Here is a 17,564-nt window from a genome sequence, read left to right as displayed (position 1 = left end):
CGGGCGTACGAAGCGCCCGCCACACCGGCGTCGGCCGGGTCAGCTCGGGCGGTCCGCCAGAAGCTTGGCCACGTCGTCGCGGACCTCGGTGGTGTCGAGCCCGCGCACGGTGAGCGTGGTGCGGCGGCGCAGCACGTCCTCGGCGGTCTCGGCCCACTCGCGGTCACGGGCGTAGACGATCTGCGCCCGGATCTCGGGCGCGTCCGGGTGGATGCGCTCGGCCAGCGACGGGTCCTCGTTGGCGAGGCGGGCGATGTCGAAGGCGAGCGAGCCGTAGTGGGTCGCCAGGTGGCGGGCGGTGTCCGGGGCCATCCGCGGGCCGGGGGCGGGCCCGTCGACCAGCAGCCGGTGCGCGACCGCCTGCGGGTTGGCGATGCCCGGCAGCGGCATCCGGGGCAGGCTGCGCATCGGCTCCATGTCCTCGGTCAGCGGGCGGCCGGGGAGCTTGGACAGCTTGTCGATGACGGTGCGGCCGATGTGCCGGAAGGTGGTCCACTTGCCGCCGGCCACCGAGAGCATCCCGCCGGGACCCTCGCTGACCACCGTCTCGCGCTTGGCCTTCGAGGTGTCGCCGGGGCCGCCGGGCAGCACCCGCAGCCCGGCGAACGAGTAGGTGATGAGGTCCCGGGAGAGCTGCTGGTCGCGTACGGAGAAGGCGGCCTCGTCGAGGATCTGCGTGACGTCGCTGTCGGTGACCGACACCTCGCGCGGGTCGCCCTCGTACTCCTCGTCGGTGGTGCCGAGCAGGAGCATGTCCTCCCAGGGCAGGGCGAAGGTGATGCGGTACTTGTCGATCGGGGTGGCGAGCGCCGCCTTCCACGGGGAGGTGCGGCGCAGCACCAGGTGGGCGCCCTTGGAGAGGCGGACCGAGGGGGCGGCGGCCTTGTCCTCCATGGCGCGCAGGTGGTCGGTCCACGGGCCGGTGGCGTTGAGGACGAGGCGGGCGTCGATGCCGAACTCGGTGCCGTCGAGGCGGTCGCGCAGTTCGGCGCCGGTGACCCGGCCGCGGGTGAAGCGCAGTCCGGTGACCTCGGCGTGGTTGAGCACCTCGGTACCGGCGTCGACGGCGGCGCGGACCGTCATCAGCGCCATCCGGGCGTCGTTCATCTGGTCGTCGCCGTAGACGGCGACCGCGCGCAGCCCGTCGGTGCGCAGCTCGGGCACGTCGCGGCGGGCCCGCTCGGGGCTGATCACGTGGCCGACGCCGTCGCCGAAGGCGGAGAGCGCGGAGTAGGCGAAGACGCCCGCGCCGAGCTTGGCGGCGCCGTGCGGGCCGCCCTTGTAGACGGGCAGGTAGAAGGTGAGCGGCCGGGCGAGGTGCGGGGCGACCTGCTTGGAGACGGCGCGCCGCTCGAAGTGGTTCTCCGCGACCAGCTTGACCGCGCCGGTCTGCAGGTAGCGCAGGCCGCCGTGGAGCAGCTTGGACGAGGCCGACGAGGTGGCTCCGGCGAAGTCCCCCGCGTCGACCAGGGCGACCCTGAGGCCGGACTGCGCGGCGTGCCAGGCGGTGGAGATGCCCAGGATGCCGCCGCCGATCACCAGGAGGTCGTAGGTCGCCCGGGACAGCTGGTCCCGGGTCTCGGCCCGGCCCGGGTTGGGGCCGGCTGCCGGGTGCGTCCCGAGGGCCGGGACGCTGTGCGGGGTGGTCATGACGTGCTCCTCATCGGTGGGTCCGGGGGGCCGCCGCGCTGGGCGGCCCCCCGGGGTGGTGCGTCAGTTCTCTTCGTCGTCGAGCCAGTCGAAGGTGCGCTCGACGGCCTTGAGCCACTTGCGGTACTCGTGGTCGCGGACCTCGGGGTCCATGTCCGGGGTCCACTCGGCGGCCCGGCGCCAGTTGGCGCGCAGGGTGTCGGTGTCGGGCCAGAAGCCGACGGCGAGGCCGGCCGCGTAGGCGGCGCCCAGGCAGGTGGTCTCGGCCACCATGGGGCGGACCACCGGGGCGTCGACGAAGTTGGCCATGGTCTGCATCAGCAGGTTGTTGGAGGTCATGCCGCCGTCGACCTTGAGCGAGGTCAGCTCGACGCCGGAGTCCTTGGTCATGGCGTCGGTGATCTCACGGGTCTGCCAGGCGGTGGCCTCCAGCACGGCACGGGCGATGTGCGCCTTGGTGACGTACCGGGTCAGCCCCGCGATGACCCCGCGGGCGTCCGGGCGCCAGTACGGGGCGAAGAGCCCGGAGAAGGCGGGGACGAAGTAGGCGCCGCCGTTGTCCTCGACCGAGGAGGCCAGCGTCTCGATCTCGGCGGCGGAGTTGATCAGCCCCATCTGGTCGCGCATCCACTGGACGAGCGAGCCGGTGACGGCGATCGACCCCTCCAGGGCGTAGACCGGGTCCTGGTCGCCGATCCGGTAGCCGACGGTGGTCAGCAGCCCCGAGTAGGAGTTGATGATCTTCTCGCCGGTGTTCATCAGCATGAAGGTGCCGGTGCCGTACGTCGACTTGGCCTCGCCCTCGGCGAAACAGGTCTGGCCGAAGAGGGCGGCCTGCTGGTCGCCGAGGGCCGAGGCGACCGGGATGCCGCCGAGCAGCTCGCCGAGGCGGCCGCCGCTGACCTCGCCGTAGACCTCGGCGGAGGAGCGGATCTCGGGCAGCACCTCGGTGGGGACGCCGATCGAGGCGCAGATCCGCTCGTCCCACTCCATGGTGTGCAGGTTCATCAGCATGGTGCGCGAGGCGTTGGTGACGTCGGTGACGTGGACGCCGCCCTCGGTGCCGCCGGTGAGGTTCCAGATGACCCAGGAGTCCATGGTGCCGAAGAGGATGTCCCCGGCCTCGGCGCGCTCGCGCAGCCCCTCGACGTTGTCGAGCAGCCAGCGGGCCTTGGGCCCGGCGAAGTACGAGGCCAGCGGGAGGCCGGTCTCGCGCCGGAAGCGGTCCTTGCCGACGTTGCGGCCGAGGTCGCGGCAGAGCGCGTCGGTACGGGTGTCCTGCCAGACGATGGCGTTGTGCACGGGCTCGCCGGTGTGCCGGTCCCAGAGCAGCGTCGTCTCGCGCTGGTTGGTGATGCCGATGGCCTTGATGTCCTCGCGGGTGATCCCGGCCTTGGTGACGGCGCCGGCGACCACCTCCTGGACGTTGGTCCAGATCTCGGCGGCATCGTGCTCCACCCAGCCCGGCTTGGGGAAGATCTGCTCGTGTTCCTTCTGGTCCACGGCGACGATCCGGCCGTCCCGGTCGAAGACGATGCAGCGGCTCGACGTGGTCCCCTGGTCGATCGCGGCGATGAACGGGCCTGCGGTGTGTGCGTCGGTCACGGTGTGCTCCTGCTCAGCGAAGTGCGGTGCGGGTCGGTGCGGGCGGCCCGGGCGGCGTGCGGGCCGCCCGGGCCCGCCGGTCAGGCGAACGCCAGCTGGTAGATGCCGCCGGCGAGGGCGCCGCCGATCAGCGGTCCGGCCACCGGAATCCAGGCATACTCCCAGGCGGAGCCGCCCTTGTTCGGCAGCGGCAGCGCCGCGTGCACCAGGCGGGGGCCGAGGTCGCGGACCGGGTTGATCGCGTACCCCGTGGGGCCACCGAGCGACAGGCCGATGCCGACCACGACCAGCGCGGTGATGAGCGCGCCGAGGACGCCGAGGCCGTTGCCCTCGTCGTTGAGCCCCTGGGTCAGGATCGCCAGCACCAGCACGGTGGTGGCGATGATCTCGGTGCCGAGGTTCTGCACGGTGTTGCGGATCTGCGCGGTGGTGGAGAAGACGCCGAGGACCGGGCCGGGCGCGTCCTTCGGGGCGGCGGCCGCCTCCGCGATCACTGCCTCGTCCTTGAGGTGCGCCTGGAAGTGGCCGTAGTACGCCACCCAGACCAGGGCGGCGCCGATCATCGCGCCGAGCAACTGCGAGCCGAGGTAGAGGGGCACGTCCGACCAGGAGGTGCCACCCTCTATCGCCAGGCCTATGGTCACGGCCGGGTTCAGGTGGGCGCCGGAGACGCCCGAGGCGAGGTAGGCGCCGGTGAGGACGGCGAAGCCCCAGCCGAAGGACACCACGAGCCAGCCGGCGTCCTTCGCCTTGGAGCCCTTGAGGGTGACGGCGGCACAGACGCCGACACCGAGCAGGATGAGTACGGCGGTACCGATCGTCTCGCCGATGAAGATGTGGGAGCTGGACACCCGCGACTCCTTCGTCCTTCGTCCAGATGGACACCGCGCGTGCCGCTCCGCCGGGTCCCAGCCGGCCGGACACGTCTGCGGTGCGGGGGCGTGTTCTGGTCGGCGTACTCACACCGTAACGCGTATTTGCCGTTAGGCGTTCGACAATGCCGACCGTGGAACGGCAGTGTTCCGCCCGCGTGCGCACTCAGTCAAGGTCTTGTGCCCGCAAAGCTCCCCACGATTCACCGGCCGGAACCGCGCCGGCGGGCATCAGGTGTGAGGTGGATCTCGCCGGGCGCGTGACAAAAGCCCGGCCGTGGGCGAGAACGCCACGAACCGGCCGGGCGGGAGGTGGTACGGGCGGTGGGGCCGGCCGGGGTTCAGAACCGCCCGGCGCCCAGGTCCCGCGAGACGGCGCGGGCGCAGTCGCGGACCGCCGTCACCAGCTCGGTGCGCGGGGCGCCGTCCGGGCAGAGCCGCTCCACGGGGCCGGTCACGCCGACCGCGCCCACCGGCATCCGCCGCCGGTCGTGGACGGGCGCCGCCAGCGAGGCCACGCCTTCCCAGGTCTCCTCCAGGTCCAGTGCCCAGCCCCGGGCCCGGGTCAGGTCCAGCACCTCCTCGAAGGCGGCCGCCTCGGTCACGGTGCGGCCGGTGAGGGACGCCCGGTCGCCCTCCAGCACCTCGCTGTGGGCCACCGGGTCGAAGGCGGAGATCACCTTGCCGAGCGCCGTGGAGTGCAGCGGGTGCATCGCGCCCACCTCCAGGACCTGCCGCGAGTCGTCCGGCCGGAAGACGTGATGCACGATCAGGACGCCCTGCTGGTGCAGGACTCCGAGGTAGGCCGCCTCCCCGCTGGAGCGGGCGAGGTCGTCCGTCCAGACCAGCGCCCGGGCCCGCAGCTCGTGCACGTCCAGGTAGCTGTTGCCCAGGCGCAGCAGTTCGGCGCCGAGCTGATAGCGGCCCGAGGCCGGTTCCTGCTCGACGAAGCCCTCCGCCTGGAGGGTGCGCAGGATGCCGTGGGCCGTGCCCTTGGCGAGGCCGAGCGTCGAGGCGATGTCGGAGAGCCCGAGCCGCCGCTCACCCCCCGCCAGCAGCCGCAGCATCGCCGCGGCCCGCTCCAGCGACTGGATGTTCCGTGCCATCCGTGGTCCCTTCCTGAGGCCGTGTGCCGATGCGGCCATTCGACAATGCTGAACACTAGCGGCCTTGGCCGACCGTGAGCCAACGTACGGACGCCATGACCACGCTTGCCCCCGGCGATTTTCCGCCATGCCCCGACACGCCCGTGCCCGGCCCGTCCGCGCCGCTCATCTTCACCCCGGCGCCCGCCCCGCCCCGCCACCCGGCGAAGGTCCGGAGCTTGGACGCCCGTCCCGGCGGACGGCCCCGGGGGCTACGCTGACCGCGTGCGCCTTCGGCACCGGAGGCGCAAAGCCGACAGCCGTCGCACTCAGGGAGCATTCTCATGGCCTCGTCGCCGACCCATCGGACCGCACTCTCCGCCGCCGCCCGCGCGGACGCCCTCCGCGAAGCTCTGGCCACCCGGGTGGTGGTCGCGGACGGGGCGATGGGCACGATGCTCCAGGCGCAGGACCCGACCCTCGACGATTTCCAGCAGCTCGAAGGCTGCAACGAGATCCTCAACCTCACCCGCCCGGACATCGTCACCTCGGTGCACGACGCGTACTTCGCGGTGGGGGTCGACTGTGTGGAGACCAACACCTTCGGTGCCAATCACGCGGCGCTGGGGGAGTACGACATTCCTGAGCGGGTCTTCGAGCTTTCCGAGGCGGGTGCCCGGGTCGCGCGGGAGAGCGCCGACCGTTTCACCGTCGAGACGGGGCAGCAGCGGTGGGTGCTCGGCTCGATGGGCCCGGGGACCAAGCTGCCGACCCTGGGCCACGCCCCGTACACCACGCTGCGTGATGCCTATCAGCGGAACGCGGAGGGGATGATCGCGGGCGGCGCGGACGCGTTGCTGGTGGAGACGACCCAGGACCTGCTCCAGACCAAGGCGTCGGTGATCGGTGCCCGCCGCGCCCTGGAGGCGACCGGCGCCAATCTGCCGGTCATCGTCTCGGTCACCGTCGAGACCACCGGCACGATGCTGCTGGGCTCGGAGATCGGCGCTGCGCTCACCGCCCTGGAGCCGCTGGGCATCGACATGATCGGCCTGAACTGCGCGACCGGCCCCGCCGAGATGAGCGAGCACCTGCGCCACCTCGCCCGCCACTCGCGCGTCCCGATCTCCTGCATGCCCAACGCCGGTCTGCCCGTTCTCGGCAAGGACGGCGCGCACTACCCGCTGACCGCCTCCGAGCTGGCCGACGCCCAGGAGGGCTTCGTCCGCGAGTACGGTCTCTCCCTGGTCGGTGGCTGCTGCGGCACCACCCCCGAGCACCTGCGCCAGGTCGTGGAGCGCGTGCGGGGTGCCGTCCCCGGCGAGCGGGACCCGCGCCCCGAGCCGGGCGCCGCCTCGCTCTACCAGACGGTGCCGTTCCGGCAGGACACCTCGTACCTGGCGATCGGCGAGCGGACCAACGCCAACGGCTCGAAGAAGTTCCGCACCGCGATGCTGGAGGGCCGCTGGGACGACTGCGTGGAGATGGCGCGTGAGCAGATCCGTGAGGGCGCTCACCTGCTCGACCTCTGCGTCGACTACGTGGGCCGCGACGGTGTCGCCGACATGACGGAGCTGGCCGGGCGGTTCGCCACCGCCTCCACCCTGCCGCTGGTCCTGGACTCCACCGAGGTCGACGTGCTCCGCGCCGGGCTGGAGAAGCTGGGCGGGCGCGCTGTCATCAACTCCGTCAACTACGAGGACGGGGACGGCCCCGACTCCCGGTTCGCCAAGGTGACCGCGCTGGCCCAGGAGCACGGTGCGGCCCTGATGGCGCTGACCATCGACGAGGAGGGCCAGGCCCGCACCACCGAGCACAAGGTGGCTGTGGCCGAGCGGCTGATCGAGGACCTGACCGGCAACTGGGGCATCCACGAGTCGGACATCCTCATCGACACCCTGACCTTCACGATCTGCACCGGTCAGGAGGAGTCCCGCAGGGACGGCGTGCACACCATCGAGGCGATCCGCGAGCTGAAGCGCCGCCACCCCGACGTGCAGACCACGCTGGGTCTGTCCAACATCTCCTTCGGCCTCAACCCCGCCGCCCGCATCGTGTTGAACTCCGTCTTTCTGGACGAGTGCGTCAAGGCGGGTCTCGACTCGGCGATCGTGCACGCCTCCAAGATCCTGCCGATCGCCCGGCTGGAGGAGGAGCACGTCAAGGTCGCTCTCGACCTCATCCACGACCGCCGCGCCGAGGGGTACGACCCGCTCCAGACCTTCCTGGAGCTCTTCGAGGGCGTCGACACCAAGTCGATGAAGGCGGGCAAGGCCGAGGAACTCCTCGCCCTGCCGCTGGACGAGCGGCTCAAGCGCCGCATCATCGACGGTGAGAAGAACGGCCTGCACGAGGACCTGGACGAGGCGCTGACCGAGCGGCCCGCCCTGGACATCGTCAACGACACCCTGCTGGACGGCATGAAGGTGGTCGGCGAGCTGTTCGGCTCCGGCCAGATGCAGCTGCCCTTCGTCCTGCAGTCCGCCGAGGTCATGAAGGACGCGGTCGCCCACCTGGAACCGCACATGGAGAAGGCCGAGGGCGACGAGGAGGGCAAGGGCACCATCGTGCTCGCCACCGTCCGCGGCGACGTCCACGACATCGGCAAGAACCTCGTCGACATCATCCTCTCCAACAACGGCTACAACGTCGTCAACCTCGGCATCAAGCAGCCCGTCTCCGCCATCCTGGAGGCCGCCGAGGAGCACCGCGCCGACGTCATCGGCATGTCCGGACTCCTCGTCAAGTCCACGGTGATCATGAAGGAGAACCTGGAGGAGCTGAACCAGCGCGGCCTGGCCTCCGGCTACCCCGTCATCCTCGGCGGCGCCGCCCTCACCCGCGCCTACGTCGAACAGGACCTCCACGAGATCTACGAGGGAGAGGTCCGCTACGCCCGCGACGCCTTCGAGGGCCTGCGCCTGATGGACGCCCTCATCGCCGTCAAGCGCGGCGTCCCCGGCGCCACCCTCCCCGAACTGAAGCAGCGCAGGGTGCGGGCCACCGCCTCCGCCACGGTGACCGAGGAGCGCGAGGAGGGCCCGGTCCGCTCCGAGACCGCCACCGACAACCCGGTCCCCACCCCGCCGTTCTGGGGCACCCGCGTCGCCAAGGGCATCCCGCTCAAGGACTACGCCTCCTGGCTCGACGAGGGCGCCCTCTTCAAGGGCCAGTGGGGCCTGAAGCAGAACCGCGCCGGCGACGGCCCCAGCTACGAGGAACTGGTCGAGACCGAGGGCCGCCCCCGGCTGCGCGGCTGGCTGGACGAGCTGCACACCAGGAACCTCCTCGAAGCCGCCGTCATCCACGGCTACTTCCCCTGCGTCAGCAAGGGCGACGACCTCATCGTGCTGGACGACGCGGGCAACGAGCGGACCCGCTTCAGCTTCCCCCGCCAGCGCCGGGGCAAGCGGCTCTGCCTCGCCGACTTCTTCCGCCCGGAGGAGTCCGGCGAGACCGATGTGGTCGGCTTCCAGGTCGTCACCGTCGGCTCCCGCATCGGCGAGGCCACCGCCGAGCTGTTCGCCGCCAACTCCTACCGCGACTACCTCGAACTCCACGGCCTGTCCGTGCAGCTCGCCGAGGCCCTCGCCGAGTACTGGCACGCCCGCGTCCGCGCCGAGCTGGGCTTCGGCGGGGAGGACCCGGTCGACGTCGAGGACATGTTCGCCCTGAAGTACCGTGGCGCCCGCTTCTCGCTCGGCTACGGCGCCTGCCCGAACCTGGAGGACCGCGCCAAGATCGCCGACCTGCTCCAGCCCGAGCGGATCGGCGTGCACCTCTCGGAGGAGTTCCAGCTCCACCCCGAGCAGTCCACCGACGCCATCGTCATCCACCACCCCGAGGCCAAGTACTTCAACGCGCGCTGAGGCCTTCCGGCCCACCGGTTCGCCCCGTCCTGAGGCGGCGGGGCGCCCGGAGCCGTACACTGGTCGGCCCTGTTCAGGCCGGGTGAGAGCCGCCCGCCGCGTCGCCCTCGGGCGCCCGGCGGACGGCCCGCACCCGGCCTTCGAGTCCCTTAGGAGGTACGCAGGTGACCAGTACGGTTCCCCGCAGCGGTACCCGTTCGGCCGAAGGCTCCACGTTGCAGGCCGTCCTCCTGGACATGGACGGCACCCTCGTCGACACCGAGGGCTTCTGGTGGGAGGCCGAGGTCGAGGTCTTCGCCTCCCTCGGGCACCGGCTGGAGGAGTCCTGGCGGCACGTCGTGGTCGGCGGGCCGATGAGCCGCAGCGCCGGCTTCCTCATCGACGCCACCGGCGCCGACATCACCCTGGAGGAGGTCAGCCTGCTGCTCAACGACCGCTTCGAGCGCCGGCTCGGCTCCACCCTGCCGCTCATGCCCGGAGCCGCCCGCCTGCTGAAGGCACTGGCCCACCACGGCGTCCCGGCCGCCCTGGTCTCCGCCTCGCACCGGCGCATCATCGACCGGGTCCTCACCTCGCTGGGCCACGAGCACTTCGCGCTCACCGTCGCGGGGGACGAGGTCGAGCGGACCAAGCCGCACCCGGACCCGTACCTGCTCGCCGCTCGCGGGCTGGGGGTCGACCCGGCCCGCTGCGCCGTGGTGGAGGACACCGAGACCGGCGTCACCGCCGGGGAGGCGGCGGGCTGCCAGGTCATCGCCGTGCCCTCGGTGGCGCCCGTGCGGGCCATGCCCGGCCGACGGATCGTCACCACCCTCGAAGAGATCGACATGCCCTTTCTGCACGGCATGATGACGGGAATCCACTGACCGGAAACCGCCGTCCGTGGAAATGCCCGACCGCACGGGAAAGGGGTTCCGGCGTGAATTCCCCGGCCGGAAAGGCGAATTCACGCCGGTACCTGTGAGGCGGTCACGCTCCGTATCCCTACCGGTGAGGACCGGTACCCGCCGGCCGCCCGACCGGGCGGCGGCCGTGCCCGATCTCACCCGGTTCAGGTGACCTTTCTCACGCGTGTCGCTGTCGACGCCGTGGAGAACCTGTGTGGACGTCCGTTTTCTTCCCGGTCGCGTGATGCCCATGTGTCCCGATTGGTGGACCCGTGCGGAAAAGCTTCCCCGCAGTGGGAATTCGGTGCGTCCGCACCCGGTTCCACAGCGTGATTGTTCCCAACTCCGGCCGCATTCTGAGGTACTGGCACAAGCGGTCTAATGTCGTCGCGAGAACATCGCCATACCCCCCTCGCGCCGGCCCGGCCCCACCCCTCAGCCGCGGACAGGCGTGGGATCGACTGCTGTGGAGAACTGCGCGCATGAACCGCAAGACATTGGTGCTGCCGGCCGTCGTCGGCCTGCTCGCCCCCGTACTCGCTGCCTGCGGCGGATCGGACGGCGCGGACCAGGGCGGCGACGCCATCGTCGTCGGCACCACCGACCGGTTCGCCGCCTCCCAGGAAGCCCCCGCCCCCCTCGACCCGGCCTCCGCCTACGACGCCGGTGCCTGGAACGTGCTCCGCCAGACCATCCAGACCCTGGTGACCCTGCCCCGCGGCGGCGGCGAGCCGGTGCCCGAGGCGGCCGAGACCTGCTCCTTCACCGACGCCGGGAACGAGCGGTACAGCTGCAAGCTCCGCGAGGGCCTGACCTTCTCCAACGGCGACGAGCTGACCGCCGAGGACGTCAAGTTCTCGATCGACCGCACGATGCGCATCAAGGACAGCAACGGTCCGGTCGGTCTGCTGGCCAACATCGACACCGTCGAGACCCGGGGCGAGCGCGAGGTCGTCTTCCACCTCCACAGCCCCGACGCGACCTTCCCCTACAAGCTCGCCACCCCCGCCGCCGGCATCGTCAACGAGGCCGACTACCCGGGCGACAAGGTCCGCAAGGGCTTCGACGTCTCCGGCTCGGGCCCGTACAGCGTGCAGACCGAGGTCGAGGACAACCAGGTCGTCAAGCTCAACTTCAGCGCCAACTCCGACTACAAGGGCAGCCTGAAGCTGAAGAACGAGAAGGTCGTGATGCGCTCCTTCGCCGACCCCGACACCATGGGGAAGGCGCTGGAGAGCGGCGAGGTCGACCTGATGACCCGTACGATCTCGCCGCAGCAGATCAAGAAGTACACCGGCGACCAGGTCGAGAAGATCCGCCTCGTCGAGATGCCCGGTCTGGAGATCCGCTACCTGGGCTTCAACACCGACGACCCCAAGGCCGACAAGGCGATACGCCAGGCCATGGGCTACCTCATAGACCGGGGCACCCTCACCTCCAAGGTCTACGGCACCGCGGCCGAGCCGCTCTACTCGCTGGTGCCCACCACGATCACCGGGCACACCAACTCGTTCTTCAACCAGTACGGCGAGCAGCCCGACCCGGCCAAGGCCAAGGCCGCGCTCCAGCAGGCGGGCATAGACACCCCCGTCGAGCTGACGCTGAACTACACCACGGACCACTACGGCCAGGGCACCGAGGCCGAGTTCAAGGAGATCAGCCGCCAGCTCGACGCGAGCGGCCTCTTCAAGACCGACGTCAAGGGCACCGGCTGGGACAAGTACCGCGCCGCGCAGGTCAAGGGCGAGTACCCGGTCTTCGGGATGGGCTGGTTCCCCGACTTCCCGGACGCCGACAACTTCCTCGCGCCCTTCCTCGACAAGGACAACTTCCTGTCCTCGCCGTACAGCAACAAGAACATCCAGAACAAGCTGATCCCCGCCTCGCGCCGGGAGGCCGACCGCTCCGCGGCCGCCGACCCGATCAAGCAGATGCAGGACATCGTCGCCCAGGACGTCCCGGTCCTCCCGCTCTGGCAGGGCAAGCAGTACGTCGCCGCCCGCGACGACATCATCGGCGTCGAGTGGGCCCTCGACTCCTCCTCCAACATCCAGCTCTGGGAGCTGGACCGCGGCGTCAGCAGCTGACCCGCGCCCCACGCACGACGGCGGCCGCCCGACCCCTCCCAGGGGCGGGCGGCCGCCGTCGTCGTACGAGGCGCGGAGGCGGCTACTGCCCGGCCGCGCCCGGCCGCACCAGACCGCTCTCGTACGCGTAGACCGCCGCCTGGACGCGGTCGCGCAGGCCGAGCTTGTTCAGCACGTGGCCCACGTGGGTCTTGACGGTCGTCTCGCTGACGAACAGGTCCGCCGCGATCTCCGCGTTGGACAGCCCCCGCGCCACCAGCTTGAGCACCTCCACCTCGCGGTCGGTGAGGGTGTGCAGCGTGTCCGGCACCGGCTCGTCGCCCGAGGGCAGGTGCTCGGCGTACTTGTCGAGCAGACGGCGCGTCACACTCGGCGCCAGCATCGCCTCGCCCGAGGCCACCACGCGGATCGCCTGCACCAGTTCGTGCGCGGGCGCGTCCTTCAGCAGAAAGCCGCTGGCCCCCGCCCGCAGCGCCTCCACCACGTACTCGTCGAGGTCGAAGGTGGTCAGCACCAGCACCTTGGCCGGCCCGTCCCGCTCCGGCCCGGTGATCTGCCGGGTCGCCTCCACCCCGTCCATCCGGGGCATCCGGATGTCCATCAGCACCACGTCGGGCTGGAGCGCCCGTACCTGGTCGAGGGCCTGGAGGCCGTCACCGGCCTCCCCGACGACCGCGACATCCTGCTCGGCCTCCAGAATCATCCGGAATCCGGTGCGCAGCAGTGGCTGGTCGTCCACCAGCAGGACGCGAATGGCCACGTGATCTCCCCTTCGGCTAGGAGGGGCTCATTCTGCCCTGCCCGGGCTCGCGCGACCCGGGCAGGTGCACCTGCAAGGGATACGGCGGGGGAGTCCCGCCGAATTCCGGACAGACCGCCTGGTGGTCGCACCAGCCGCACAGCTTCGACGGCTTCGGGCGCCAGTCGCCCGTCCTGGTCGCCTCCTGGATCGCCTCCCAGAGCGCCAGCAGCTTGCGCTCCACCCGCTCCAGGTCCGCCATCACCGGGTCGTAGCTCCGCACCTCGCCGCTGCCCAGGTAGACCAGTTGCAGCCGACGGGGCAGCACGCCCTTCAGCCGCCACACCACCAGCGCGTAGAAGGTCATCTGGAAGAGCGCGCCCTCGGCGTACTGCGGGCGCGGGGCCTTGCCCGTCTTGTAGTCCACGATGCGCACCTCGCCGGTGGGCGCCACGTCGACCCGGTCGATGATGCCGCGCAGCCGCAGCCCCGACTCCAGCTCCGCCTCGACGAACAGCTCCCGCTCGGCCGGCTCCAGCCGTGTCGGGTCCTCCAGCGTGAACCACCGCTCGACCAGCCGCTCCGCCTCGCCGAGCCACCGCTCCAGCCGCTCGCCGGGGGTGGACTCGCCCTCCTCGCCGGAGAACAGCTCCGCCAGCTCCGGGCGCTCGGCCAGCAGCCGCTCCCACTCGCCCGGCAGCAGCCCCGTGGCGCGCGGCGCCGTCCGCTCGGCGGCCGGGGCGTCGAAGAGCCGCTCCAGCACCGCGTGGACCAGCGTGCCCCGGGTCGCCGCCGGACTGGGCTTCTCCGGCAGCCGGTCGATCACCCGGAAGCGGTACAGCAGCGGGCACTGCATGAAGTCACTCGCCCGCGAGGGCGACAGCGACACCGGCGGCCTGCGCCGCTCGCCGGGCGCCGCCCCGGCCTGCTCCGCGCCGGTCACCGGCGGCTCGGCACCCGCCTCGCCCGCCGTGCCCACCGGTTCCGCGTCCGTCCTCGTCTCCATGACCCCCGACCCTACGGCCCCGGGCCGACGGCGCGGACCCGCCGGGGGCCGCCGCGAGCGGGGAGAGGCGCAGCCCACGGGCACCTTCCCTCCGCTTACCATCGACGCCAGACCCTCCCGCCCTGCATGATCGGAACCATCCGGCCGTCGTCCAGGGGGACACCGGGAGAGACGGAACGCACAAGGGGACTGAGGGATCACCGTGGACGAAAGCGGCGGCCAGAAGCGCCGGCCCGAAGGCGACGGCCGCCCGGGCGCCCCCGGACCCGGCAAGCCACCCGAACGGCCCCGCGAACCGGGCGGCGGCCTGCTCATGGGCCGCTTCTTCGGCGTACCGATCTACGTCGCCCCCAGCTGGTTCCTGGTCGCCGCCCTCATCACCTGGGTCTTCGGCGGCCAGCTCGACCGGGTCCTGCCCGAACTGGGCGGCGCCCGCTACCTGGTCTCCCTCTTCTTCGCCGTCGCCTTCTACGCCTCGGTCCTCGTCCACGAGCTGGCCCACACCGTCGTCGCCCTGCGCCAGAAGCTGCCGGTGCGCCGCATCCAGCTCCAGTTCTTCGGCGGCGTCTCCGAGATCGAGAAGGAGAGCGAGACCCCCGGCCGGGAGTTCCTCCTCGCCTTCGTCGGCCCGCTGCTCTCCCTCGTCCTCGGCGGCGCCTTCTACCTCGCCCTCGACCTGGTCGAACCCGGCACCGTCCCCGGCGTCCTGATCGCCGGCCTCACCATCTCCAACCTCCTGGTCGCCGTCTTCAACCTGCTGCCCGGCCTGCCTCTGGACGGCGGCCGGATGCTGCGCGCCGTCGTCTGGAAGCTCACCGGCAAGCCCATGAGCGGCACCGTCGCCGCCGCCTGGGTCGGCCGGGCGCTCGCCGTCGCCGTCCTCATCGGCCTGCCGCTGCTGACCCACACCGGCACCCTCGGCGGCGCCGGCCAGGAGGTCGACGGCATGGACACGGTGATGGACGCGCTCCTCGCCGCCATCCTCGCCGCCATCATCTGGACCGGCGCCGGCAACAGCCTGCGCGTCGCCCGCCTCCGCGAGCACCTGCCCGACCTGTGCGCCCGCGCCCTGACCCGGCGCGCCGTCCCCGTCGAGGAGGCCACCCCGCTCTCCGAGGCGCTGCGCCGGGCCAACGAGGCCGGAGCCCGGGCCCTGGTCGTCGTCGACCCGCACGGCGACCCGGTCTCCCTGGTCCGCGAGGCCGCCATCGTCGGCGTCCCCGAGCACCGCAGGCCCTGGGTGGCGGTCGGCGGCCTCGCCCAGGAGATCACCGAGGGCACCCGGGTCCCGGCCGAGCTGGCCGGCGAGGAACTGCTGGAACGACTCCGCGCCCACCCCGCCAGCGAGTACCTGGTCGTCGAGGAGGACGGCGCCGTCTACGGGGTGCTGGCCGCCTCCGACGTCGAGCGCGCCTTCGTCAAGGCGATGGCCCGGCCCGGCCGCTGACCCCCGGCGGCCGGCCCCGGGGGCGTGGTCCGGGGCCCCGCCCCACGCCCGGTAGGCTGGTCACATGTCCGAACCGACCGGTGCCGCCCGCCGTCGCGGGCCCTTCGAAGTCGGGGACCAGGTCCAGCTCACCGACCCCAAGGGACGCCACTACACCTTCACGCTCGAAGCAGGGAAGAACTTCCACACCCACAAGGGTTCCTTCCCCCACGACGAGCTGATCGGTGCTCCCGAGGGCAGCGTTGTCCGCACCACGGGAAACGTCGCCTACCTCGCTCTGCGCCCCCTGCTCCCCGATTACGTCCTGTCCATGCCCCGCGGCGCCGCCGTGGTCTACCCGAAGGACGCGGGCCAGATCCTCGCCTTCGCCGACATCTTCGCCGGCGCCCGCGTCGTCGAGGCCGGTGTCGGCTCCGGCTCCCTCAGCAGCTTCCTGCTGCGCGCCATCGGCGACCAGGGCATGCTCCACAGCTACGAGCGCCGCGCCGACTTCGCCGACATCGCCCGGCAGAACGTCGAGCGGTACTTCGGCGGACCGCACCCCGCCTGGCAGCTCACCGTGGGCGACCTCCAGGACAACCTCTCCGACACCGAGGTCGACCGGGTCATCCTCGACATGCTCGCCCCCTGGGAGTGCCTGGACGTCGTCTCCAAGGCCCTGGTCCCCGGCGGCATCCTCTGCTGCTACGTGGCGACCACGACCCAGCTGGCCCGCACCGTCGAGTCCATCCGGGAGATCGGCTGCTTCAACGAGCCGACCGCCTGGGAGTCGATGATCCGCAACTGGCACATCGAGGGGCTCGCCGTCCGCCCGGACCACCGGATGATCGGCCACACCGGCTTCCTCCTCACCGCCCGCCGCCTCGCCGACGGGGTCGAGCCCCCGATGCGCAGGCGCCGCCCCGCCAAGGGCGCCTACGGCGAGGACTACTCCGGCCCCAACGCCGACGGCGGCACCCCGCGCTGACCCGCCGCCCCACCCCGTACGCCGCCGCCCGGTACGCACCCCGCGTACCGGGCGGCGGCGTCACGCGTACGGATGGTCCCGGCGCCTCACCCGGACGGCCCCGTCCGCCCTCCCGACGGGGCGTCACCCGGACGGCCCCGCCGTAACCGTCGTGACCCCGCCGTTCCCAGGCCGTGTGACGTGTGGCACCATGCCGACAACCCCACCGGCACAGCCCTCACGGGAGATCCTCCTAGTGCAGCACCCCGCCGTCCCGGAACTGGCCCACACGCGCGCCCGGCCCCTCCACTGGGTCGCCACGGCCGCCGCCGTCTCCGCCGTCGTCGCCCTGACCGGCCTCCTCCAGCCCGGACCGGCCACCGCGCAGCCCGCGGCCCAGGCCGCGCCCGCCGACCCCGGTCCCGCGAAGGAGTCCCGCCCCGCGCCCCCGCCAACCGCCCCGGGCACCGAGGGCGCCGAGTTCCCCCTCGACTGCGGTCCCGCCGACGCGGTCGTCCAGGACGAGGCCGAGGGCGACCTCGACGGCGACCGCGCCCCCGAGACCGTCGCGGTCGTGCACTGCGACGCCGGCTCGGGAACCCCGCCGCGCGCCGTCTACGTCCTCACCGCCGGCCAGGACCCGAAGGCGCCGCCCCGCGTCGTCGCCACCCTCCTCGACCCGCTCGAACAGCGGAGCATAGACAACTTCACCATCCGCGACGGCGTGGTCCGCGCCACCCTGCTCGGCTACTCCTCGGTGGACATACCCCGGTGCTGCCCCGACACCGAGGAGAACGTCACCTGGCGGTGGAGCGGCAAGGCGTTCCTCCGCTCCGATCCCGCCCGGTCGGCCGGCGCCTGAGCACGCCTCACCCACCACGCCGCACCCACGCGAAGGGCCCGCCCCCACCAGCCGGTGGAAGCGGGCCCGTTCCCGTACCGGGACCGCCGGGCTACGACGCCTCGGGTCCGTAGACCTCCACCCGGTCGGCGACCCGGCGGACGTGGATGCAGTCGCCCGGGCACTCCTTGGCCGAGTCGGCCACGTCGCGCAGCAGCGGCAGCGGCACCGGGGTGGTCGCCCCGGGCTGCTGGAGCAGTTCGTCGTCGGCGCTCTTCACGTACGCCAGGCCGTCGATGTCCAGTTCGAACACCTCGGGCGCGTACTGCACACAGATGCCGTCACCGGTACAAAGGTCCTGGTCGATCCAGACCTCCAGCGCCTCGCCCGCGCCGGGCCCGGCCTCCTCCTGCACCGTCATCTCTCCTGCCGTTTCCCGGCGCCGGACCCGTCCCGGCCGGGACAGGCGAAAGGGCGCCGACGGGTGTTGAACAACCCGACGATACAACCGGCGGCTTCCTCCGGCCCGA

The 17,564-nt window shown here is 71.9% G+C and carries 13 protein-coding genes; 6 read left to right on the top strand and 7 right to left on the bottom strand.

Annotated features, from left to right (window positions below):
* Positions 1-39: 39 nt before the first annotated feature.
* From IF45_RS0123600 to IF45_RS0123585, 4 genes are all read right to left on the bottom strand, one after another.
* A complete protein-coding gene (locus IF45_RS0123600) occupies positions 40-1,650 on the bottom strand; it encodes a glycerol-3-phosphate dehydrogenase/oxidase (RefSeq protein ID WP_030309397.1) in 1,611 nt (536 codons plus the stop codon).
* A 63-nt stretch (positions 1,651-1,713) separates the two neighbouring features.
* Entirely contained in the window at positions 1,714-3,255 is a 1,542-nt protein-coding gene (gene glpK, locus IF45_RS0123595) for a glycerol kinase GlpK (RefSeq protein ID WP_003947218.1), read from the bottom strand.
* 80 nt (positions 3,256-3,335) lie between these two features.
* Positions 3,336-4,106, bottom strand: a complete 771-nt coding sequence (locus tag IF45_RS0123590) for an MIP/aquaporin family protein (RefSeq protein ID WP_003947217.1) — start codon at positions 4,104-4,106, stop codon at positions 3,336-3,338.
* Positions 4,107-4,468: 362 nt separating this feature from the next.
* The gene (locus IF45_RS0123585) at positions 4,469-5,233 is read right to left on the bottom strand and encodes an IclR family transcriptional regulator (protein ID WP_003947216.1); all 765 of its coding nucleotides are present in this window, start codon (positions 5,231-5,233) and stop codon (positions 4,469-4,471) included.
* A gap of 323 nt (positions 5,234-5,556) precedes the next feature.
* On the opposite strand from IF45_RS0123585, the gene metH reads away from it, so the two are divergent.
* The 3 genes from metH to IF45_RS0123570 all read left to right on the top strand — a co-directional run bounded on the left by metH (position 5,557) and on the right by IF45_RS0123570 (position 12,055).
* Positions 5,557-9,081: a methionine synthase gene (metH, locus tag IF45_RS0123580; protein ID WP_008409505.1), complete on the top strand. Its 3,525-nt coding sequence runs from the start codon at positions 5,557-5,559 to the stop codon at positions 9,079-9,081.
* Positions 9,082-9,245: 164 nt separating this feature from the next.
* Positions 9,246-9,947, top strand: coding sequence for an HAD family hydrolase (locus IF45_RS0123575; protein ID WP_003947214.1), 702 nt, complete (start codon positions 9,246-9,248; stop codon positions 9,945-9,947).
* A gap of 503 nt (positions 9,948-10,450) precedes the next feature.
* Positions 10,451-12,055, top strand: a complete 1,605-nt coding sequence (locus tag IF45_RS0123570) for an ABC transporter substrate-binding protein (RefSeq protein ID WP_030309394.1) — start codon at positions 10,451-10,453, stop codon at positions 12,053-12,055.
* Positions 12,056-12,137: 82 nt separating this feature from the next.
* Here IF45_RS0123570 and IF45_RS0123565 read toward each other — a convergent pair whose 3' ends face one another.
* Both IF45_RS0123565 and IF45_RS0123560 read right to left on the bottom strand, forming a co-directional pair.
* The gene (locus tag IF45_RS0123565) at positions 12,138-12,815 is read right to left on the bottom strand and encodes a response regulator (protein ID WP_003947212.1); all 678 of its coding nucleotides are present in this window, start codon (positions 12,813-12,815) and stop codon (positions 12,138-12,140) included.
* 16 nt (positions 12,816-12,831) lie between these two features.
* A complete protein-coding gene (locus IF45_RS0123560) occupies positions 12,832-13,800 on the bottom strand; it encodes a RecB family exonuclease (protein WP_008409500.1) in 969 nt (322 codons plus the stop codon).
* 202 nt (positions 13,801-14,002) lie between these two features.
* Here IF45_RS0123560 and IF45_RS0123555 point away from each other — a divergent pair, with 202 nt between their 5' ends.
* From IF45_RS0123555 to IF45_RS0123545, 3 genes are all read left to right on the top strand, one after another.
* Positions 14,003-15,247, top strand: coding sequence for a site-2 protease family protein (locus IF45_RS0123555; RefSeq protein ID WP_008409498.1), 1,245 nt, complete (start codon positions 14,003-14,005; stop codon positions 15,245-15,247).
* 64 nt (positions 15,248-15,311) lie between these two features.
* The gene (locus tag IF45_RS0123550; RefSeq protein ID WP_003947209.1) at positions 15,312-16,214 is read left to right on the top strand and encodes a tRNA (adenine-N1)-methyltransferase; all 903 of its coding nucleotides are present in this window, start codon (positions 15,312-15,314) and stop codon (positions 16,212-16,214) included.
* A gap of 235 nt (positions 16,215-16,449) precedes the next feature.
* Positions 16,450-17,055: a hypothetical protein gene (locus IF45_RS0123545; RefSeq protein ID WP_030309390.1), complete on the top strand. Its 606-nt coding sequence runs from the start codon at positions 16,450-16,452 to the stop codon at positions 17,053-17,055.
* Positions 17,056-17,146: 91 nt separating this feature from the next.
* Here the strand turns inward: IF45_RS0123545 and IF45_RS0123540 are convergent, their stop codons facing one another.
* A complete protein-coding gene (locus tag IF45_RS0123540; RefSeq protein WP_010636670.1) occupies positions 17,147-17,455 on the bottom strand; it encodes a ferredoxin in 309 nt (102 codons plus the stop codon).
* Positions 17,456-17,564: the final 109 nt, after the last annotated feature.

Origin of the sequence: Streptomyces albidoflavus (assembly GCF_000719955.1) — a bacterium.
GTDB classification, from domain to species: domain Bacteria; phylum Actinomycetota; class Actinomycetes; order Streptomycetales; family Streptomycetaceae; genus Streptomyces; species Streptomyces albidoflavus.
The sequence above is the reverse complement of the archived record's forward strand: the minus strand, read 5'-3'. Positions and strand labels throughout refer to the sequence as shown.